The organism is Collinsella sp. AM13-34, assembly GCF_003473055.1.
Taxonomy (GTDB): domain Bacteria; phylum Actinomycetota; class Coriobacteriia; order Coriobacteriales; family Coriobacteriaceae; genus Collinsella.
The window spans coordinates 40,932-58,912 of the sequence record NZ_QRLE01000016.1; the positions used below are offsets into that span (position 1 = coordinate 40,932).

Annotated in this window: 16 protein-coding genes; 15 read left to right on the forward strand and 1 reads right to left on the reverse strand. The window is 45.9% G+C overall.

Annotated features, from left to right (window positions below; translation table 11 throughout):
* Positions 1-192: 192 nt before the first annotated feature.
* The 10 genes from DW151_RS07645 (at position 193) to DW151_RS10510 (ending at position 12,071) form a co-directional block, all read left to right on the forward strand.
* Complete coding sequence (locus DW151_RS07645) at positions 193-3,216, forward strand: sugar phosphate nucleotidyltransferase (protein ID WP_118335219.1); 3,024 nt, start codon at positions 193-195, stop codon at positions 3,214-3,216.
* Positions 3,217-3,237: 21 nt separating this feature from the next.
* Positions 3,238-3,939: a glycosyltransferase family 2 protein gene (locus DW151_RS07650; protein WP_118289474.1), complete on the forward strand. Its 702-nt coding sequence runs from the start codon at positions 3,238-3,240 to the stop codon at positions 3,937-3,939.
* Positions 3,940-3,947: 8 nt separating this feature from the next.
* The gene (locus tag DW151_RS07655; RefSeq protein WP_118289475.1) at positions 3,948-4,310 is read left to right on the forward strand and encodes a DUF2304 domain-containing protein; all 363 of its coding nucleotides are present in this window, start codon (positions 3,948-3,950) and stop codon (positions 4,308-4,310) included.
* The gene (locus DW151_RS07660; RefSeq protein ID WP_158571453.1) at positions 4,294-5,373 is read left to right on the forward strand and encodes a glycosyltransferase family 1 protein; all 1,080 of its coding nucleotides are present in this window, start codon (positions 4,294-4,296) and stop codon (positions 5,371-5,373) included. Before DW151_RS07655 ends, DW151_RS07660 begins: the two co-directional genes overlap by 17 nt.
* A gap of 15 nt (positions 5,374-5,388) precedes the next feature.
* Positions 5,389-6,639: a lipopolysaccharide biosynthesis protein gene (locus tag DW151_RS10505; protein ID WP_147351655.1), complete on the forward strand. Its 1,251-nt coding sequence runs from the start codon at positions 5,389-5,391 to the stop codon at positions 6,637-6,639.
* Positions 6,632-7,219, forward strand: a complete 588-nt coding sequence (locus DW151_RS07670) for a DapH/DapD/GlmU-related protein (RefSeq protein WP_199579921.1) — start codon at positions 6,632-6,634, stop codon at positions 7,217-7,219. The genes DW151_RS10505 and DW151_RS07670 overlap by 8 nt, the downstream gene beginning before the upstream one ends.
* A gap of 10 nt (positions 7,220-7,229) precedes the next feature.
* Positions 7,230-8,030 (forward strand): glycosyltransferase, encoded by an 801-nt coding sequence (locus DW151_RS07675; protein WP_118289478.1) that lies wholly within the window; start codon positions 7,230-7,232, stop codon positions 8,028-8,030.
* Positions 8,031-8,057: 27 nt separating this feature from the next.
* The gene (locus DW151_RS07680) at positions 8,058-8,900 is read left to right on the forward strand and encodes an NAD(P)-dependent oxidoreductase (protein ID WP_199579922.1); all 843 of its coding nucleotides are present in this window, start codon (positions 8,058-8,060) and stop codon (positions 8,898-8,900) included.
* An 89-nt stretch (positions 8,901-8,989) separates the two neighbouring features.
* Entirely contained in the window at positions 8,990-10,528 is a 1,539-nt protein-coding gene (locus DW151_RS07685; protein ID WP_118289480.1) for a DUF2142 domain-containing protein, read from the forward strand.
* Between the two features lie 7 nt (positions 10,529-10,535).
* Positions 10,536-12,071: a glycosyltransferase family 4 protein gene (locus DW151_RS10510; RefSeq protein ID WP_147351772.1), complete on the forward strand. Its 1,536-nt coding sequence runs from the start codon at positions 10,536-10,538 to the stop codon at positions 12,069-12,071.
* A gap of 53 nt (positions 12,072-12,124) precedes the next feature.
* On the opposite strand, the gene DW151_RS07690 is transcribed toward DW151_RS10510, so the two are convergent.
* Entirely contained in the window at positions 12,125-14,596 is a 2,472-nt protein-coding gene (locus DW151_RS07690) for a glycosyltransferase (protein ID WP_118289088.1), read from the reverse strand.
* Between the two features lie 156 nt (positions 14,597-14,752).
* On the opposite strand from DW151_RS07690, the gene rfbA reads away from it, so the two are divergent.
* The 5 genes from rfbA to rfbB all read left to right on the forward strand — a co-directional run bounded on the left by rfbA (position 14,753) and on the right by rfbB (position 17,909).
* Complete coding sequence (rfbA, locus tag DW151_RS07695; protein ID WP_117769660.1) at positions 14,753-15,652, forward strand: glucose-1-phosphate thymidylyltransferase RfbA; 900 nt, start codon at positions 14,753-14,755, stop codon at positions 15,650-15,652.
* A 46-nt stretch (positions 15,653-15,698) separates the two neighbouring features.
* A complete protein-coding gene (locus DW151_RS07700) occupies positions 15,699-15,986 on the forward strand; it encodes a DUF6718 family protein (RefSeq protein ID WP_199408774.1) in 288 nt (95 codons plus the stop codon).
* A 98-nt stretch (positions 15,987-16,084) separates the two neighbouring features.
* Entirely contained in the window at positions 16,085-16,270 is a 186-nt protein-coding gene (locus tag DW151_RS07705) for a hypothetical protein (RefSeq protein ID WP_089573662.1), read from the forward strand.
* A gap of 2 nt (positions 16,271-16,272) precedes the next feature.
* Entirely contained in the window at positions 16,273-16,869 is a 597-nt protein-coding gene (locus DW151_RS07710) for a hypothetical protein (protein WP_089573661.1), read from the forward strand.
* Positions 16,870-16,889: 20 nt separating this feature from the next.
* Positions 16,890-17,909 carry a dTDP-glucose 4,6-dehydratase gene (rfbB, locus tag DW151_RS07715; RefSeq protein ID WP_118335221.1) on the forward strand — a complete coding sequence of 340 codons (1,020 nt, stop codon included), beginning with the start codon at positions 16,890-16,892 and terminating at the stop codon, positions 17,907-17,909.
* Positions 17,910-17,981: the final 72 nt, after the last annotated feature.

Genomic DNA, 17,981 nt, shown 5'->3' on the forward strand with positions numbered 1-17,981 from the left:
TCCAGCTCTATGCCGGCAACGGTACCGCCGCGCAGTCCTGGAGTTTTAAATCGAAGCATTAGCTCTTGTCTAGTTGTTTTTAGATCTCTTTTAGACCCCTCAAGTCATCGTCTATTTGGTTGTAAAATAGGGCATTCTTCTAATAACTGAGGATGCCCTCATTTTGTAAATTGGTATTTCAAGGAGCTGGAATTGAATCGCACTCTTAACGATTGGTTGGTCGAGCTCGAAGGTAGTCTTGAAGACTGGGAGATTTCCGCCCTTAACGACAGGTCATATCTCGACGACTGTTTTGCATGCAATTTGTCATTCGGCACGGGCGGTATTCGCGGTTTGATGGGCGTTGGCCCTAACAGGATGAATGCGGTCACCATTGGAAGGGCGACGCAGGGGGTTGCATCTTATCTAAATCATGCTTCTAAGCCGGATCGCTCATCTGTAGCGATTGCCTATGACACGAGAATCCATAGTCACGATTTTGCGGTTAAAACGGCATGCGTTTTGGCAGGTAATAACATTGAGTGCCATTTGTTTAAGACACATCAACCAACTCCTCTGCTGAGCTATGCTGTGAGAAAGTTGGGGTGCGATGCAGGTATCTGTATTACCGCATCGCATAATCCTATGGAATACAATGGTTATAAGGTTTATGGCCACACCGGAGATCAGGCAACCGATTCTCTTGCTAAAAGTATCCAGTCTCAAATTGAGCTTGTTGACCCGTTTGATGATGTGCATGAGATTTCATTCGATACTGCTTTGAAGTCCGGGATCGTTCGCTGGATCCCAAATTCGCTAATTGAATCATACTGGGGCGATGTCTTGGACGAGATTGAGCTCCGTGACTGCTCTAATCTTAGCGTGGTCTATTCGCCTCTCGGCGGAACTGGCCTCCGTCATGCAATTAAAATGTTTGACTATCTTGGCATCGACTACCATCTTGTTGAATCGCAGCTTATAGATGACGGTACCTTCCCTGGAATTCCGAAGCCTAATCCAGAAAATGCTTCAGCCATGGAGGAAGGTATCGCGCTTGCCCAAGATTGTGGTGCAGATCTGTTTCTTGCGACGGACCCGGATGCCGATCGCCTCGGCGTCGCTGCAAGAGAAGCTGGATCTGTGAAGTTGCTTTCCGGCAATGAGCTTGGATTACTTCTGTTAGATTATTTGGCAGCTAATAATAGCCCAAATAATCCTTTAGCCGTTACATCTATTGTCTCTGATCCTCTCGCAGATTCAATTGCGCTGAACTATGGAATTGAACTCCGTAGAACTCTCACTGGTTTTAAATATGTCGGTGAGCAAATCGACTCTCTCGAGGCGAAGGGCGAAGCCAATCGGTTCATGTTTGGCTTTGAAGAGAGCTGTGGATACCTTAAGGGCTCTTATGTTCGAGATAAAGATGGTATTAATGCGGTTGCGCTGACCTGCGAAATGGCTTCTTTTTATAAGCGTAAGGGCATGACCTTGTTTGATGCTCTCGAAGATCTATATGCTCGCTTTGGATACTCGCTTAACAAGCAGATTAATTGGACGCTGGAAGGAACCAAAGGTAATAACATAATTAACTATGTGGTTAATAGTTTTAGGAATTCTGCTCTCGCCAGCATAGGTGGTTTTAAGGTGGAGCACATTAATGACTATAGCCATGGTATTTTTGGTCCATCTATTCGCAATGGGCACAGAAGTTTGAGCGATGAAACACTCCCGCCATCTAATGTAATTGAATTATGTCTAGAGGGGGAAGCAAAGGTGATACTTCGTCCTTCTGGAACTGAGCCGAAGCTCAAAGTTTATGTCTTTGCAAGGGGAGATTCGAAAAAAGATTGCCGTAATTCATTGGATGAGCTCGTAAGTAACGTATCTGCACTTGTTGAGGATAGGATTAAACAAGTGAGTGAAAAGAATATTCATGTAATTCTGCTTTCTGGCGGATCGGGGACTCGTCTCTGGCCCCTATCGAACTCTGCAAGATCGAAACAGTTTTTAAAGGTTCTGAGAGATCAGAATGGCAACCATATCTCCATGGTTCAACGCGTCTATTCGCAGATTTGCAAAGTCGATGCCACAATCGATATTACTATTGCTACAAGCTCGGTGCAGGCTGATAGTCTATCGATGCAAATTCCGAGTCAGTATTCGCTGGTTACTGAGCCTGAAAGACGAGATACCGCACCTGCCATCATGCTTGCGTGCGCAAATTTGTTGTTAGAACAAGGGGCTTCCGATGATGACCCCGTTGTCGTAATGCCAATTGACACTTTTGCCGACCAAGCTTATTACGACAAAATTCCTCAGTTAGCCAAGGCGATTACCGCCTCCAATAAAGATCTTATTTTGCTTGGAGTGGAACCAACCTATCCTTCTGAGAAATACGGTTATATCCTTCCGGCAGAATCAGAGAAAGATGGCGTGAAGGACGTTCTGTCCTTTAGGGAGAAGCCTGACGAGAAAACGGCAATGGAATATATATCCGCAAATGCGCTCTGGAATTGTGGCGTATTCGGTTTTAAGCTCAGGTTTCTTCATGAAACAATTGAAAAATATTACGTTCCTTCTAATTATGAAGACATGCTGTCCCACTATGGACTCTTTCCGAAAACCAGTTTTGACTATGAGATTGTTGAAAAGGCCAAGAGGATTGGTGTGATTTCTTATTCCGGTACTTGGAAAGACTTGGGAACATGGAATACGCTCACGGATGAAATGGACGCTGCAGTTTCGGGGGAAGCATCCGTCGACTGGAATACGTGTAACAACGTTCATGTTATCAATGAGACAAGCCTGCCGATGGTTATTGCTGGACTAAGTGATTCTGTTGTAGTTGCTACCCAGGATGGCATTCTTGTTTCGGGTAAGGAGGAGAGTGCTCATATAAAGGAGCTTGTTTCGTCGGCTGCCCGTGACTGTCCAATGGTTGAATCGTCATCGTGGGGGCGTTATAGCGTATTGGATTCCCATCAATCGGCTGGTCAATCAAAGGGTGAAATTAAAAGAATCCAGGTAAAACAATCGGAATCAATTGACTGCGCTTCTCTGACTAACGTCTATTCGTGTTTAGTCGTGGCTGACGGAGCTGGATATTTAGAGACGGACAATCGAGAGATTGAACTGCATCCTGGCGTTTCCTTTGTTTACGACCACGATGCTAGTTATAAAATCAATGCAATTTCTGATTTGGATTTAGTTTGCGTTGAGATTAAACAGACCGTTTAAATTAGTAAAGGGCATCGATTGATGAACTCAAAAGTTCTAGTAATAATTCCTGCATACAATGAGTCGACTAATATTGTTAAGACCGTCCAATCGGTTTCTGATTGCGGTTACGACTACGTTGTCATCAATGACGGGTCAACCGATAATACCTTTGATGTTTGTTTAGAGCATCATATAAATGTTATCGATCTACCACAGAATTTAGGTATTGGTGGTGCGGTGCAGGCTGGCCATAAATACGCTCTTAAATACGGCTATGATATTGACGTTCAAGTTGATGGTGACGGCCAGCATGACCCGGCATATATCCATGACCTAATTGAAGAAATGGAAATGTCCAATAGTGACCTTGTTATAGGCTCTCGCTTCAAGGTTAAAACCGACGGCTTCCAATCGACTCTTATGAGGAGAATTGGAATAATGTGGTTTACTTTCTTTTTAAAGCTGCTTACAGGGAAAACTGTCACAGATCCTACATCAGGCTTTCGTGCTTCCGGCAAGAAGGCCATCAAGTTATTTTCTCAGCACTATCCCATTGACTATCCTGAGCCAGAGTCTATTGCGTATGCGTTGTCAAACGGGTTATCGGTAGGCGAGGTCTCTGTGATAATGAAAGAGAGACAAGGTGGTGTCTCATCCATCGGTGGCTTCTCGAGCGTTTACTACATGATAAAAGTTACCCTATCGGTGGCTATTTCTTGGTTTTCATCTCATTCAAAGTAGGATTTCTTATGACGACAAGATTGTTAGCAATTATCACCGTTCTCGTACTTGCTTTCTACGTGCTCATGTTGATTCGTAAAGAGAAGCTTGAGTTGAAGTATGCGTTGCTATGGTTTGTCCTTTCTATTATTTTGATTCTGTTTGCTTGCTTTCCCTCAGTGCTAACGTTTCTTTCTTTTGGTCTTGGCTTCGAGCTCACTTCTAATTTTCTATTTTTTATTGCTATCTTTTTTCTGCTATTACAGGCTCTCTCTCTGAGCTCCACAGTTAGCAAACAACAACAGGCGATCAAGAATCTATCTCAAGCTCTTGCCTTGCTTAAGCATCAGCTTGATAACGGAAATGGTGGATGTAATGATGACGAGCTATAAGATTCCTCTGTATCTAGATAATTTAGTCTTTAGTTTACAGAAGACCGGCGGAGGATCCATTTATTGGGAAAGCATCGTCAAGGCTGCGCTTCTAGATACATCGTTCGATGTCACCATCTTTGAACGTAAAGACTCTCGACAAAATGAAGTTAGAAATAAAATGTCGCTTGAGGGCGCGAAGCGAATTATTCAAAGCGAATCGCCTCTTCGCGTTGATGAGTTTAAAAAACTAGATATTCCCGAAGATGGCTTGTTGCACTCATCGTATTTTCGTGTTCCAAAATCGTCAAACATTAAAAACGTTTGTACGGTTCATGATTTTATTTGCATGAATCAGTATCAAGGTCTTCTTAAAGCCGTTTCTTTTTACCAGATAAAGAAGGCAGCGTTAAAAGCTAGCGGTATTATTTGCATCTCGGAGAGCACACGTCGAGATTTGCTCAACTATGTACCCGAAGCGAATTCGAAGCAGATCGAGATCATTCATCAGGGATATGATGATTCTTCCTATAACTATGACCCTAATCTGAAAAGAGAAAATGCCGTTTGTTTTATCGGCAATCGTAAATCTGCATATAAGAATTTCGAGTTAGCCGTTAAGGCTGTCGCAAGGGTTCCGCAAGTAGAGTTGCGAATTATTGGTGCTTCGCTAAGTGATGACGAGCGCAATTTGCTTGATGAGATGATACCAGGTAGATTTACAAACTACGTTTATCCTTCAGCCGCTGAGGTTTCAAATATCTTTAATCGTTCAATTGCCCTTCTATATTTGTCAGAGTATGAGGGGTTTGGAATTCCAGTTCTTGAGTCCATGGCTTCAGGGCTGCCTGTAATTGGGCTGAATATCAGCTCAATTCCTGAAGTTGCGGGTGATGCAGCCTTACTGCTTAAGGAATCGAACGTTGATGACGTCGTTGACTCGATAAACTCGCTCTTAAGCGAATCTTGTCTGTTCGAGCAGAAAGTTAGTCAAGGATTGAAGCGGGTCTTAGATTTCTCTTGGAGCAAAACCGCCGCAAAGACTCTTGATTATTACAAATATATCTATGGTTCGAATTATTAATAGTGGGAATTATTGGTGTTTAGAACAAACTTGACCTTATCAACAAAACAAAATATGCTCTGGAATTCAATAGGCTGTCTAATTTATCAAGCCTGTATGTGGGCTATGACGATTGCGGTCGTTATCTTTTCAAATGATTACGAGAATTCCGGTCGACTTGCATTTGCTATGGCTCTTGGAAATATTTATTATCCCCTTGCTACGTATAACATGAGGACTATTCAAGTTTCTGACTTAACAAACGAGTATTCTTCTGGTCAATATATCGCCTTTAGGTTTTTCACAGTATTTGCTGGTGTGATTCCTGTTTTGATATATCTCTTTTTAACATCGCCGATAACTTCTTTTTCCACCTGTTTGGCATGGTTGTTGTTTAAAGCGGATGAAGCCTTCTGCTCTGTATTTTACGCAATAGAACAGCGCGCATTGAGAATGGACTACATAGGGATTTCACAAGGGGTTCGTGGTGTGATCTGCATTGGCCTCTTTATTGTGTTGTTGTCCTTTGGGCTTACGCTGCCCCTTGCCTTAATTGGAATCTCTATTTGTTGTATTTTAATTACTTGGCTATTTGACTTTAGGGCTGCCAGTCAGTTCGAATCAGTTATTCCAACAATTAACTTATCGACAATTGGTGAACTTGCTGTAAAGTTCTTTCCGGCGGTTGTGACGCTAGTCTGCTACGGATCAGTTGTTTCAATTATCAGGCAAAAATTTGGAATTGCCTATGGCGATGCTGAGCTTGGAAAATATGCCGCAATTGCAACTCCAACAGTTTTGGTTCAGGTTGCTGCGTCATACCTATATAATCCCCTTCTCGTAAATGCTGCAAAATGTTGGTCCGAGCGTGACTATCGTAAGTTTCAGCAGTTTGTAATTAGAACTCTACTCGCAATTTGCTTCATCGGCGCTGTCGCCATTTTGATGAGTGAATTAATCGGTAAGTCAGTTTTACTGCTTGTGTATGGTTCCTCAATTGAGTCCAGCGTTTACCTGCTTTCCCCGGCGTTATTCGCAACCGTAGTTACAACTTTATTTGCCTTTTCTTTTGATATATTGACTGTCATGCGTCATTTAAACATTGCCCTCATTGCTAATGTTTGCTCATTGTTGGTCGCCTTCGTAGGCTGTGGGATTCTGTTTGTGATATATGGCGCCAACGGTATCAATATTGCAGTTGTCGTTTCTTTTGGGATTGGCTTATTAATCTGTCTTATTGATTTATTCGTTACATTCCATAAAGTTAAAAGGACTCATGATGAATAGCATCTTTAACGATCTCAAACATTATTCGCTTTCCGATATCTGCAGAATGGCGTGGTCTTTTTTTCTTACCCTTGTTTGCTATCCGGGTGCTAAGCTTGTTCGTCGCCCTATTTTTATTAGGGGAAAGTCTTCATTTCACTTTGGCAAGGGATTATCTACTGGGAGAAACTGCCGAATAGAAGTATTTGAACAAGGCCTTATTACTATGGGCGATAATTGTCAAATTGGTGATAATGTGCACCTTGTATCTTCCGACTGTGTTGAAATTGGCAATGACTGCCTATTTGCTTCAAAAGTCTTTGTTAGCGACACAAGCCATGGAGCATATGGAACGGATACGCCTTTATCCGTTCCAGCGGAAAGGAAGCTCATTGCTGAGGGCGTTCGTATTGGTGATCGCGTATGGCTAGGTGAGAATGTTTGCGTTCTTCCGGGAGTTTCTATTGGAGATGGAACAATTGTTGGCGCTGGAGGGGTTGTGACGCGATCTTTGCCCGATAATGTTATTGCGGTTGGTGCTCCGGCCCAACCTATTAAACGATATGATTTTGAGTCCCAGTCTTGGATTCCAATAAATTAGATGGTGATTTATGTTTACCGCTTCAGACCATAGTTTCGTTGTTTGCGCTTATAAGGAGAATCCTTATATTTCGGGAACGATTCAATCTCTGCTAAACCAAACAGTACGAGGAAACATTTTTCTGTCCACCTCTACGCCGAGTAAATACCTTGAAGATGTTTGCTCGGAGTTTGGAATAGAGATGGTCGTCAATCCTCATCCGCATCTTGCGGGTGATGATTGGAATTATGGTTACAACTCGGCTGGTACTAAGCTCGTCACCATGGCTCATCAAGACGATTATTATGATCCGTCATTTTTGGAACGCACTATTGCCGCTTTGAATAAATACGATGAGTCCGAATCGCTCCTGTCTTTCACGGATTATTTTGAACTCCGTAATGACCAAAGGGTGTATGACAACTCTCTTCTTAAAATTAAGAGGATCATGAATTCGCCTCTGTCATCTGCCTTTCTTAATAACTCGGTGTTCTTGAAAAAAAGAATCCTTTCATTTGGCGATTCAATTTGCTGCCCTGCAGTAACTCTGGTTAAGAAAAATGTTGGGCCAAGCCCTTTCGATACCACGTTTAAAAATTCATGTGATTATAAAACATGGGTTGATTTAGCTATGGTCAAAGGACGATTCGTCTATATTCCCGAACCGCTCGTCGGACATCGCATTTATGCTGAATCGGCAACTTCCCTAAATTTGGGTGAGGACATTCGTAAGGGCGAAGATTTCGAAATACTGTCTAGCCTTTGGCCGAAGCCTATTGCAAAAGCCGTGAATCGTGTTTATGCACTCAGCGAGAATAGTAATAATCTGTAATTGCAGACTTAAGAAAGGGTTATAGTCGTGAAAACGGTTCTTGTTACAGGCGCTAACGGGTATATCGGCAAACATGTTGTTGCTGCTCTCAATAACATGAATGTTCATGTTATTGCGGCTGATGTTAATCCATATGTCGGCGATGATGCTGATGAGACTATCTCCGCTAATATTTTGGATCCGGAGTTTTCTCCGTCGAATTATCTGTCCTGTGTTCCTGATGTTTGTTTACACCTTGCGTGGAGAAATGGGTTTAACCATAATTCGGAAACTCACATTGCCGATCTGTCCGGTCACTATGGTTTCCTTTTAAAGATGGCTGACTATGGAGTAAAGCACCTTGCCGTAATGGGTTCCATGCATGAGGTTGGCTATTGGGAGGGGGCTATTTGTGATGATACGCCCTGCAACCCACAGTCATTGTATGGGATTGCAAAAGACTGCTTAAGGCGGACCATGTTTCAGGAGGCTTCCCTAAAGGGTTTCAACCTTCAGTGGCTCAGAGGTTATTATATTTTCGGCGATGATGAGGGTTCTCAGTCTGTATTCGGAAAGCTGTTGAGAGCTGCTCGTTCCGGTGAAACTACATTCCCCTTTACGACTGGTAAAAACAAATTCGATTTTTCCAGCGTTAAGGATTTGGCCTATATGATCTCGTGTGCAGTCCTGCAAGATGAGATTAACGGTATCATCAATTGCTGCTCTGGTAACCCAGTTTCCCTTGCTGCTCAAATGGAACAGTTTATTAAGGATAATGAGCTGAATATTTCGCTTGAGTACGGCGCTTTTCCCGATCGGCCATATGATTCCCCTGGAGTGTGGGGAAACGCTGATAAGATAAAGGCAATTATGGCATCCAGGAATTGCTAGATCATACGTTTGTTTTCTTCGATTGGCCTTGAGATTATCTAGGCCAATCTTTGTTTAATGCTGAGTTATGGACCCAATTGGATATCGATATGATTAAATCACTTAATGGGAAGCTGTTTCCCTGCTTTCTTATTACGTTGTTTCTGTTCTATTCCCTTTTTTGGTATCTGAATAATCCGCGAACGCTTGTCGCGCTTGTAGTGTTTGTCTCGCTTGCGATTGTTGTTGTTCTGGGTTTCTGCTACCTACGGGACAGGGATGCTCTAGGAAATGAATGGATATTTCTAGCAGTACTTGTCCTTTTTTCTCTCATCTTCTGCTTTATGTTCCCGCCTTTTTCCGTACCAGATGAGGGTCATCACTATTTTTCAACTTATTGGTTGGTTGACAGCTTGCCATTTAACTCAAGAGTAGCAGCTGATGGATCGTTTTTAGTGAGAGAAACTGATCTGAATTTATATTCGAAACTATCGAGTAGTTTAATCAGCTCTTCTTCTTTTGATTCTATCTTTAACCATTTTTCGTGGTTTGAGTCCAGCAAATATGTCTCATTTTCAGATTTAGCTTTCTCCATCGGAACTGAAAATGTTCCGGCAAAAATCGGCTCCGTTATCGGACTTCAAATTGGCCTACTTTTGGGGCTCGGAGCTTATCCGGTTTTCTATTTAGGTAGAATAGGCTCAATCGCCGTTTTTTGTTTCTGCGCATTTCATGCTTATAAGATTGCGCCAAAAGGCAAATCGGTAATCGTTTTCGTCTCTTTACTGCCGATGACACTTCACCTTGCTGCTTCTTATTCATATGATTCAGGAATCATTGCTCTTTCGCTGCTCGTATTTGCTTTTTTGATGCGTGGTTTCTTTGGAGAAGATCACTCAATTGGCATTAGGCAAATTATCACGTATTTTATTGTCTCTGCACTGCTGGCTCCGTGTAAAGTCATTTACTGTGGTTTGATTGTCTTGGCCGTTTTTATTCCATTAGATAAGTTTGAAGACGTTAACAAAGGACGGCTTAGCAAATATCTCCTGATATTCGTAATTGCAGCCTCCGTGCTAGTTCTGCGTCTTGCCTCTGTGAGTGGGCTTGTCTCTCAGTCAACTTCCTCTAGTCGTGGAGGTGAAGCTGGGCAATTTTATTCTTTGAACGATATCCTGCTTCACCCAAGAAATAGCTTTATGGTCTTTTGCCGCACCTTAGATTCGCTTGGTGATTTCTATTGGGAAACGACTTTGGGTTATTCCCTGGGGTGGTTCCAAGAGAACCTTCGTATGCCTACTTTTTATATGATTCCATATCTTGTCTGTGGTTTTATCTGTTGCATTGATTCTCAAGACGAGGATGCCTTTCTCAATCAGCCCCTTCCAGCTATGTTTATAGGTGCTTTTGCTGTCGCTGCGCTTGGCTCCATTGCTTCTATGTGGCTAGGGTGGACTTTCAATAATGAGAGTGTCATTCAGGGTGTTCAGGGGCGCTATTTTTTGCCTGTGCTACCTGCTTTGCTATTTGGATTGAGAAGTCGCGCAATTAAATATAGGGGGATTTCAGCTACTTTAGTTTTGCTCGGTATTTGCTCAATGAATTGTATTTATCTAATTCGCTTTATTAGTGTTGCTACCTGCATGTAGGTTGATTATGAATAGAGTTGCGTGGGTTATCTCACCTCCAGAAAAAGGCTCGGGCGGTTTTAGGACAATTTGTACTAAAGCTTGCTATTTGGATCAGCATGGTTTTGAATGTCATTTCTTCATTCTTCCTGGTTCTGAGGCATATAAGAGCTCGGGAACTGTTGCTGAACAGATTTATCTCTGGTTTGGTTACAAACCCAAATCGGTTCGAGTTGAGCATACAATACCTTGCAACTTTGACATCGCTATTGCGACCGCTTGGCCAACTGCCGAATTCGTTGCTTTTCAATCAACTCCACTCAAATTGTATTTCATTCAAGATTATGAACCTTGGTTTTATCCGATGGGGGAGTGTTATTTAAGGGCTGAAAATACCTATCGTTTAGATTTGAAGCCTATCACAATCGGACGTTGGCTTTCTTCCAAGGTCTCGCAGTATTATCCGTTGCCGGTTCCATTTTGCGATTTTGGCGTTGATTTGGAGCTATACGCTGCAAATAAGAATTATAGAGAGCCCTTCTCCGTCTGCGCCATTTATCAACCCGGCAAAGATCGGCGTCTTTCTGGCATGCTCATCAAGGCTATTGAGCTTGTATGCACTTATGATTCTCGTGTTTCATTTTATCTATACGGTAGCAATCAGAAGGTCTCTACCGATTCGGACCGGATTCATCAGTTGGGGGTTCTGACAACATCGGAATGCGCTGATTTGTATTCACGGTGCTCTGTCGGTATTTCCCTCAGCGCTAGCAATCCATCTCGTTTACCTTTCGAGATGCTTGCTTCTGGACTTAATGTCGTTGAAGTTTTTGGAGAGAACACTGCTTACGATTTTAAGTCTAATGCTATACGCTTTTCTGAAACGAGCCCTGAGGGCATCGCCTCCGCCCTATTAAGCTCGTTAAATGAGACACAGGTTGATTGCGGCGAATTGGCCTCAATTGAGGTAGAAAATCAAATGTTTCTTGATGCTGTTTTTAATTATCAGAACAATACAGTTAAACCTAAGGGCGACACTTTGGCTGATGTAAGGACGCTTCCTGTTTCTATAAATGACGAGCTAGCTCAACTATCGCGTGACGTCGCTTTGATTAACTATAAGATTAGCGCTGATGCCCAAACTCCTGTTTGCGCAAATCATGCCTCCATTACGCTTTTCATTAATAAAGACTTTGATTCTCATACACTAATACGAGCGGCTTATTGGCTCAGGTCGGATCAATCGGATTTGAAATGGATTGACTTTAACCGCAATCGCGATCAGTTGGAAATGGCCATATCATTGCCTTCTCAAATCAGCAGTGAGTCCATTCTGTATATCCATCTTTATTCGTCTGATGTCATAACTAATCAATCACTATTTTTGGGTGAGATAACTCAGCTGATATCGCCTTCTGCTTCCGAATCGGTGAATGACCTAAATAGAGATATCTCGTTCGGTAAGCTTCATTTCCATGTGAACTTCAGCCAAGTAGACTCAGTTTTAGATGCGAGTAAAGATGCTTCAATAGCCTCGGTGCTAAAATCAATTTTTCGCCGTTAAAAGACATCGGGCATTGAAAGTTATTTCAATGCCCGATTATCGTAAACGACGGTTTATAGATGGTAGTAACGATTAATTGGTTCCTCGACAGTTAAATTTGGATTCATGTACGGATCGCCTTCGACATAGTATTTGGCCCAGCGATAATTCATATACGCGACCTCTTTGTGGAAACGGATTCGTTTGTCCGTGCTGTTTTCAGTGCCTCTAGAAATCGACTCGTAGTGATAGAGCTCGACTTCGGGTGTGTATACGATCAGGTCGTTGATCTCGCGTAGTTTTAAGCAAAAGTCAACATCATTAAATGCAACTTGAAGCTCTTCCGTGAAACCTCCGACTTTCTCATATTCGCTACGCTTGGTCATTATGCAAGCTGCAGTGACGGCGCTGAAGTCTTGTTGTGCATCGTTGAGTGCAAAGTATCCCCAGTTATCCCTTGGCATGCTTTGGCAAAGATGCCCTGCCACGCCACCAGTGACGCATAAGCCCGCGTGCTGAATGGTGTTGTCGGGATAGTAGAGTTTTGCACCAACTGCGCCAACATCCTCACGTGCGCAGATGCCAAGCATGGTCTCAATCCAATTGGGCGTAATTACCTCAGTATCGTTATTCAACAGCAACAGATAGTCGCTCTTGGCGTGAGCAACGCCAAAGTTCATGAGCTTGGAGAAATTGAATTCGTGTTCCCAAGTTACAAGACGAACGATGTCAGGATATTTTGCTTGCAACTTATCGTAATAATCGAACGTCGCCTTTTCTGTGCTGTTGTTTTCGATTATGACAAGCTCGTAATTGTCGTACGTTGATTTCTCAACAATTGACTTAATGCAGTTGTCCAGAATGTCGGCGTGGTCTTTAGTCGGAATGATAATCGACACGAGTGGATGGGAATCTGGCACAGCGTAGGTTACTTTATATGTAAAGGGACGACGCGCTTGTTCGACCTTCGCATTGAGCCCAAGCCTGTCCAAATGACTCTGGACCGCTTTGATACCTGCAATAGTGGCATACGGCTTGCTATCGGCATTTGCTGCGGTGGAGGTCTCGCTTAGGCGCCAGTGATATAGAACCTTTGCAACATGATGAACTTTCCTTGCCTTTTCCACGGCGCGGAGAGTCAGATTATGATCCTGTGCTCCATCGAACTCTTTCGTGTTCGGTTCTAGAGTGTCAAGCAGAGACTTACGGATGGTAAGCATATGGCAGATATAGTTATTGTTTCTGAGCAGATCGATATTGAAATCCGGCTTAAAGAACGGCTGCGCTAGCTTTCCATCGGGCATGAGTTTATCTTCATCACAATAAAGAAGATCGACGTCATTATTGTTTTCAATTGCCTCGGCATATGAGAACAGCAAGTCCGGTTCAAGAATGTCGTCATGGTCAAAGAAACAGACGAAATCACCCGAAGCGATGGCAACGCCGGCGTTTGTATTTTCGGAAATGCCCTTATTCTCGGTAAGGTTAATTGATTTAATTTTGTTGTCGTGGGCCGTCTCCTGCTCAACGCGTGCCTTCAGTTCCTGATTGTCAGGACTTGCATTAACTAGGATGAGCTCCCAGTTTGCATAAGACTGGCTTTTTACGGATTCGGCCATATCGTTAAAGAATGAAATGGGTGTGTTGTAAAGAGGGACAATGATGCTGAACTTCGGAGCGCAGTCGAAGGCGATTTTTCTCTGCTTCTCCAAAGCGCCGATGGTTGCCTTATGCTCCGTGAACCATTCGGGGTATTCGGGGTCAAACTGCGCATGGGTAAAGAGAAAGTTGGTCTCCTCAAGAAGCAAGCCTAATTTATCGGGCGTTAAGCAGTCAAATGCACTGAATGATGGGTGATTTTGATCGTCAATAACAAAGTAGTAACGATCGAACGCCTTTGGCATGCGAATCGAGAGCTGCGTTTCAAGTTGCTTTTTCTCGGACGTAAATCCAACGCTTGTTACATTCGAACCGAAATTGACGATGCTCAAATCAACTTCATTGAGGGCTCGATCGAGGCAACGCAGTTTGATTTTGGAGTCGTTACGATAAGGTGTTCTCACCGTGCACCTAAGGATATAGTCGCTTGAATCTTCGATGCACTGCCAAAAATCAATCGTTGCCATGTCAAACTCTGAAACGTCATCGTAGTTTCGGAGTTTGCTGCACATGTCAGGTTTAATTTTGTAGTTAAGGCGCGACTCCCATTTGATGTTCTTGCAATTTAGCGAAAGGGAGTCGCTGCTCAGGGTGCGACCGTCTTGGCCGATTTCGCTAAACTCAATTTTGATTGCGCGAGCATCGGGATCGGGGATTACAAGGACGTATGAGTTCGAATCACAGCTATTGTCCCGGAATTTTAGGAGGGATAAAGACAAGCAGCGGTTATCGTCTGTAGCCGCCTGGGCTGTTACGCTGGAGCCTTTATGGATGCCTTCAATCTTAAGCTGCTGGTAGATTTTCCAGTTTCCTCTGCATACTCCGGTTGTTTCGACTCGCATTGTTTGCCTTTCGTTTGTTGGACACTGCTCATTGTACTTTTTCATTTGTTGCCTCGCTAGAAATGCAGAAAGAGTTGCGTGTTTCTGCTGTCCGATTTAAATAAGAAGACGGGGAGGTTGCTGCCGGTGCGTATAATTTAATTAACTATGCATCTGTAATCAGCGGCTTTTGCTCAACGATTGTCAATCGAGAGGATTTTTATGAAAGGCATCATCCTCGCCGGCGGGTCCGGCACGCGCCTGTACCCGCTCACGCTCGTGACCTCCAAGCAGCTGCTGCCGGTCTACGACAAGCCCATGATCTACTACCCGCTGTCCACCCTCATGCTGGCGGGCATCCGGGACATCCTGGTCATCTCCACGCCGACGGACCTCCCCAACTTCGAGCGCCTGCTCGGGGACGGCTCGCGCTACGGCGTGAACCTGTCCTACGCCGAGCAGCCGAGCCCGGACGGCCTGGCGCAGGCCTTCACCATCGGCGAGGACTTCATCGCCGGCGAGCCGTGCGCGCTGGTGCTCGGCGACAACATCTTCTACGGCAACGGCCTCAGCCGCCACCTGACGCGCGCCGTCCAGAACGCCGAGTCGGGCAGGGCCACGGTCTTCGGCTACCACGTGGACGACCCCGAGCGCTTCGGCGTCGTGGAGTTCGACGGCGAGGGGAGGGCCGTCTCCATCGAGGAGAAGCCCGCCGAGCCCAAGAGCTCCTACGCCGTCACCGGCCTGTACTTCTACCCGGGCGACGTGGCCGCCAAGGCTCATGAGGTCAGGCCCTCGGCCCGCGGCGAGCTCGAGATCACCACGCTCAACCAGATGTACCTGGAGGAGGGGACGCTGTCCGTCGTCACCCTCGGCCGCGGCTACGCGTGGCTGGACACCGGCACCATGGAGAGCCTGCACGAGGCCGCGGAGTTCGTCCGCGCCGTGGAGCACTCCCAGGACCTGCCCGTGTCCGTGCCCGAGGAGATCGCCTGGGAGAACGGCTGGATCACGACCGCCGAGCTGGAGGAGGCCGCGAAGGCCTACGGCAAGTCGGTCTACGGCCAGCACCTGAAGAAGGTCGCCGCCGGCGAGATCGTCAACAGCCCGCGCGAGTACTAATTGCCTGGTGGAAGGGGATGAGAGATGAACGACATTCTTGAGCGTGATGGCCTTTCAGTCGACCTTCTCTCATCCCTTTCGTACTGGGGAGGCGAGTTGGCTGATGCGTTATCTGGTTGCTAAGTGGTTTTCTGAGCAAGGTTCGTTGGTAATGGCCGTTAAGCCGGGCCAGGAGCTTGTCGAGATGATGCGAAGGATAGAGGATCGTTTCGGCATCTCTGACCTTCAGCTCATTAACATCAGTCGTCCTTCCGCATATGGCGAGTATGAACCATTTGAGTTTGTCCATTCTGAGGAACAGCTTGTAAAGCGCCTTGAGCAGCAAGCGAAGTAAGAAGCTGCGTTAGAATTTCAGGATAATCGGGCAATTCGAATATGTGTTCGTATTTTCGGTTATAATCTAAGTAGATATTTTTAAGAGAAGGAGGGCATATGGCTACTTCAAGTTTAAAAACACCGATTAGGATGCTCTCTCCTCAGGGCGTAAAGGCGTTGTGCGACGCATATGATGAAGGCGTAACCAAGGATTTGAAGTTCAAGCCATCGCCTTCGGATCCGTCTTTGACGCCAGACATGAAGAAGGCCATCGATTCTTTGTTTAAATCGATGGGCTTCTAGAAATGGCGCTTGTATCGTATTCTTTACTCCAATTACTTAATGCGCGAGGAGAGGACGAGGTTTCGGACGTTCTCTCCTCTTTTCGCTGTGAACGTAACAAGGATATAGAGGATTTTGTTCGTTATAACGCGTTTGATTTTAACCTGAGGGGTTTCTGTGCCTCTTATCTTGTATTTGATACAGATGCGGCCGCTTTAGTTGGCTTTTATGCCCTTGCTCTAAAGATTGCCTCCATTCCTGAGAATGTCGTTTCAAAAACAGCTCACAAGAAGTTGGCTTCTTTTGGTGAACTTAGACCAGAAACTGGTTGTTTTGATTTGCCTTGTGTTCTGTTGGCGCAATTTGGGAAAAGCGATTCAGGTATAGGTCGCGTAACCGGTGAAGAACTCATGGCTTTCGTTGAAAAGTCTATTTCTGACATACAGCGTCTTGTTGGCGGAAGGTTTGTGTTTCTGGACTCTGTCAATGAGCCTGGTCTTATTGAGTTCTATAGTCGCATGGGATACAGAGAGTTTGGCATAAGAAACAAACCTGCAGGAGAAGATTCTGATTCTGCTGAAGGCTCATATGTTCAAATGTTTAAGTACTTACATCTCTAGTAGGCGAAAAAAGGAGATTCATGTCTGAGATTTTTGAACCTAAGAACATCATCGTCACGGGCGGCTGCGGCTTCATCGGCAGCAACTTCGTGCACTACGTGGTCGACAACCACCCGGGCGTCCACGTCACCGTCCTGGACAAGCTGACCTACGCCGGCAACCCCGAGAACATCGCGGGGCTGCCCTCCGACCGCGTGGAGCTTGTCGTGGGCGACATCTGCGACGCGGAGCTGCTCGATAGGATCGTCCCCGGCCACGACGCGATCGTCCACTATGCTGCGGAGTCCCACAACGACAACTCCATCGCCGACCCGGAGCCGTTCCTGCGCACCAACGTCGAGGGAACCTTCCGCCTGCTGGAGGCCGTCCGCAAATACGGCGTCCGCTACCACCACGTCTCCACCGACGAGGTCTACGGCGACCTTGCGCTCGACGACCCGGCGAAGTTCACCGAGGAGACGCCGTATCACCCGAGCAGCCCGTACTCGAGCACCAAGGCGTCCTCCGACATGCTGGTCCGCGCCTGGACCCGCACCTACGGCCTGCGCACGACCATCTCCAACTGCTCCAACAACTACGGACCCTACCAGCACGTGGAGAAGTTCATCCCGCGCCAGATCACGAACATCATCGACGGCGTGCGCCCCAAGCTCTACGGCCGCGGCGAGAACGTCCGCGACTGGATCCACACCGAGGACCACTCCTCGGCCGTCTGGAACATCCTCACGAAGGGCCGCATGGGGGAGACCTACCTCATCGGAGCCGACGGCGAGAAGAACAACATCACGGTCCTGCGCATGATCCTCGAGGCGATGGGCCGCGACCCCGAGGACTTCGACTGGGTCGCCGACCGCCCCGGCCACGACCGCCGCTACGCCATCGACTCCACCAAGCTCCAGCGCGAGCTGGGCTGGAGGCCTGCGCACACCGACTTCGCCGAGGGCCTGAAGCAGACGATCGACTGGTACGTGGCCAACGAGTCCTGGTGGCGCCCGGCCAAGGAGGCCACCGAGGCCCGTTACAGGGCCCAGGGCCAGTAAGACCGCATCCCGGCGAACCGCACCGCGGGGCGCCCGCGCGGGGCCGCAGGGCATGGGGATGATCCTGCGTCC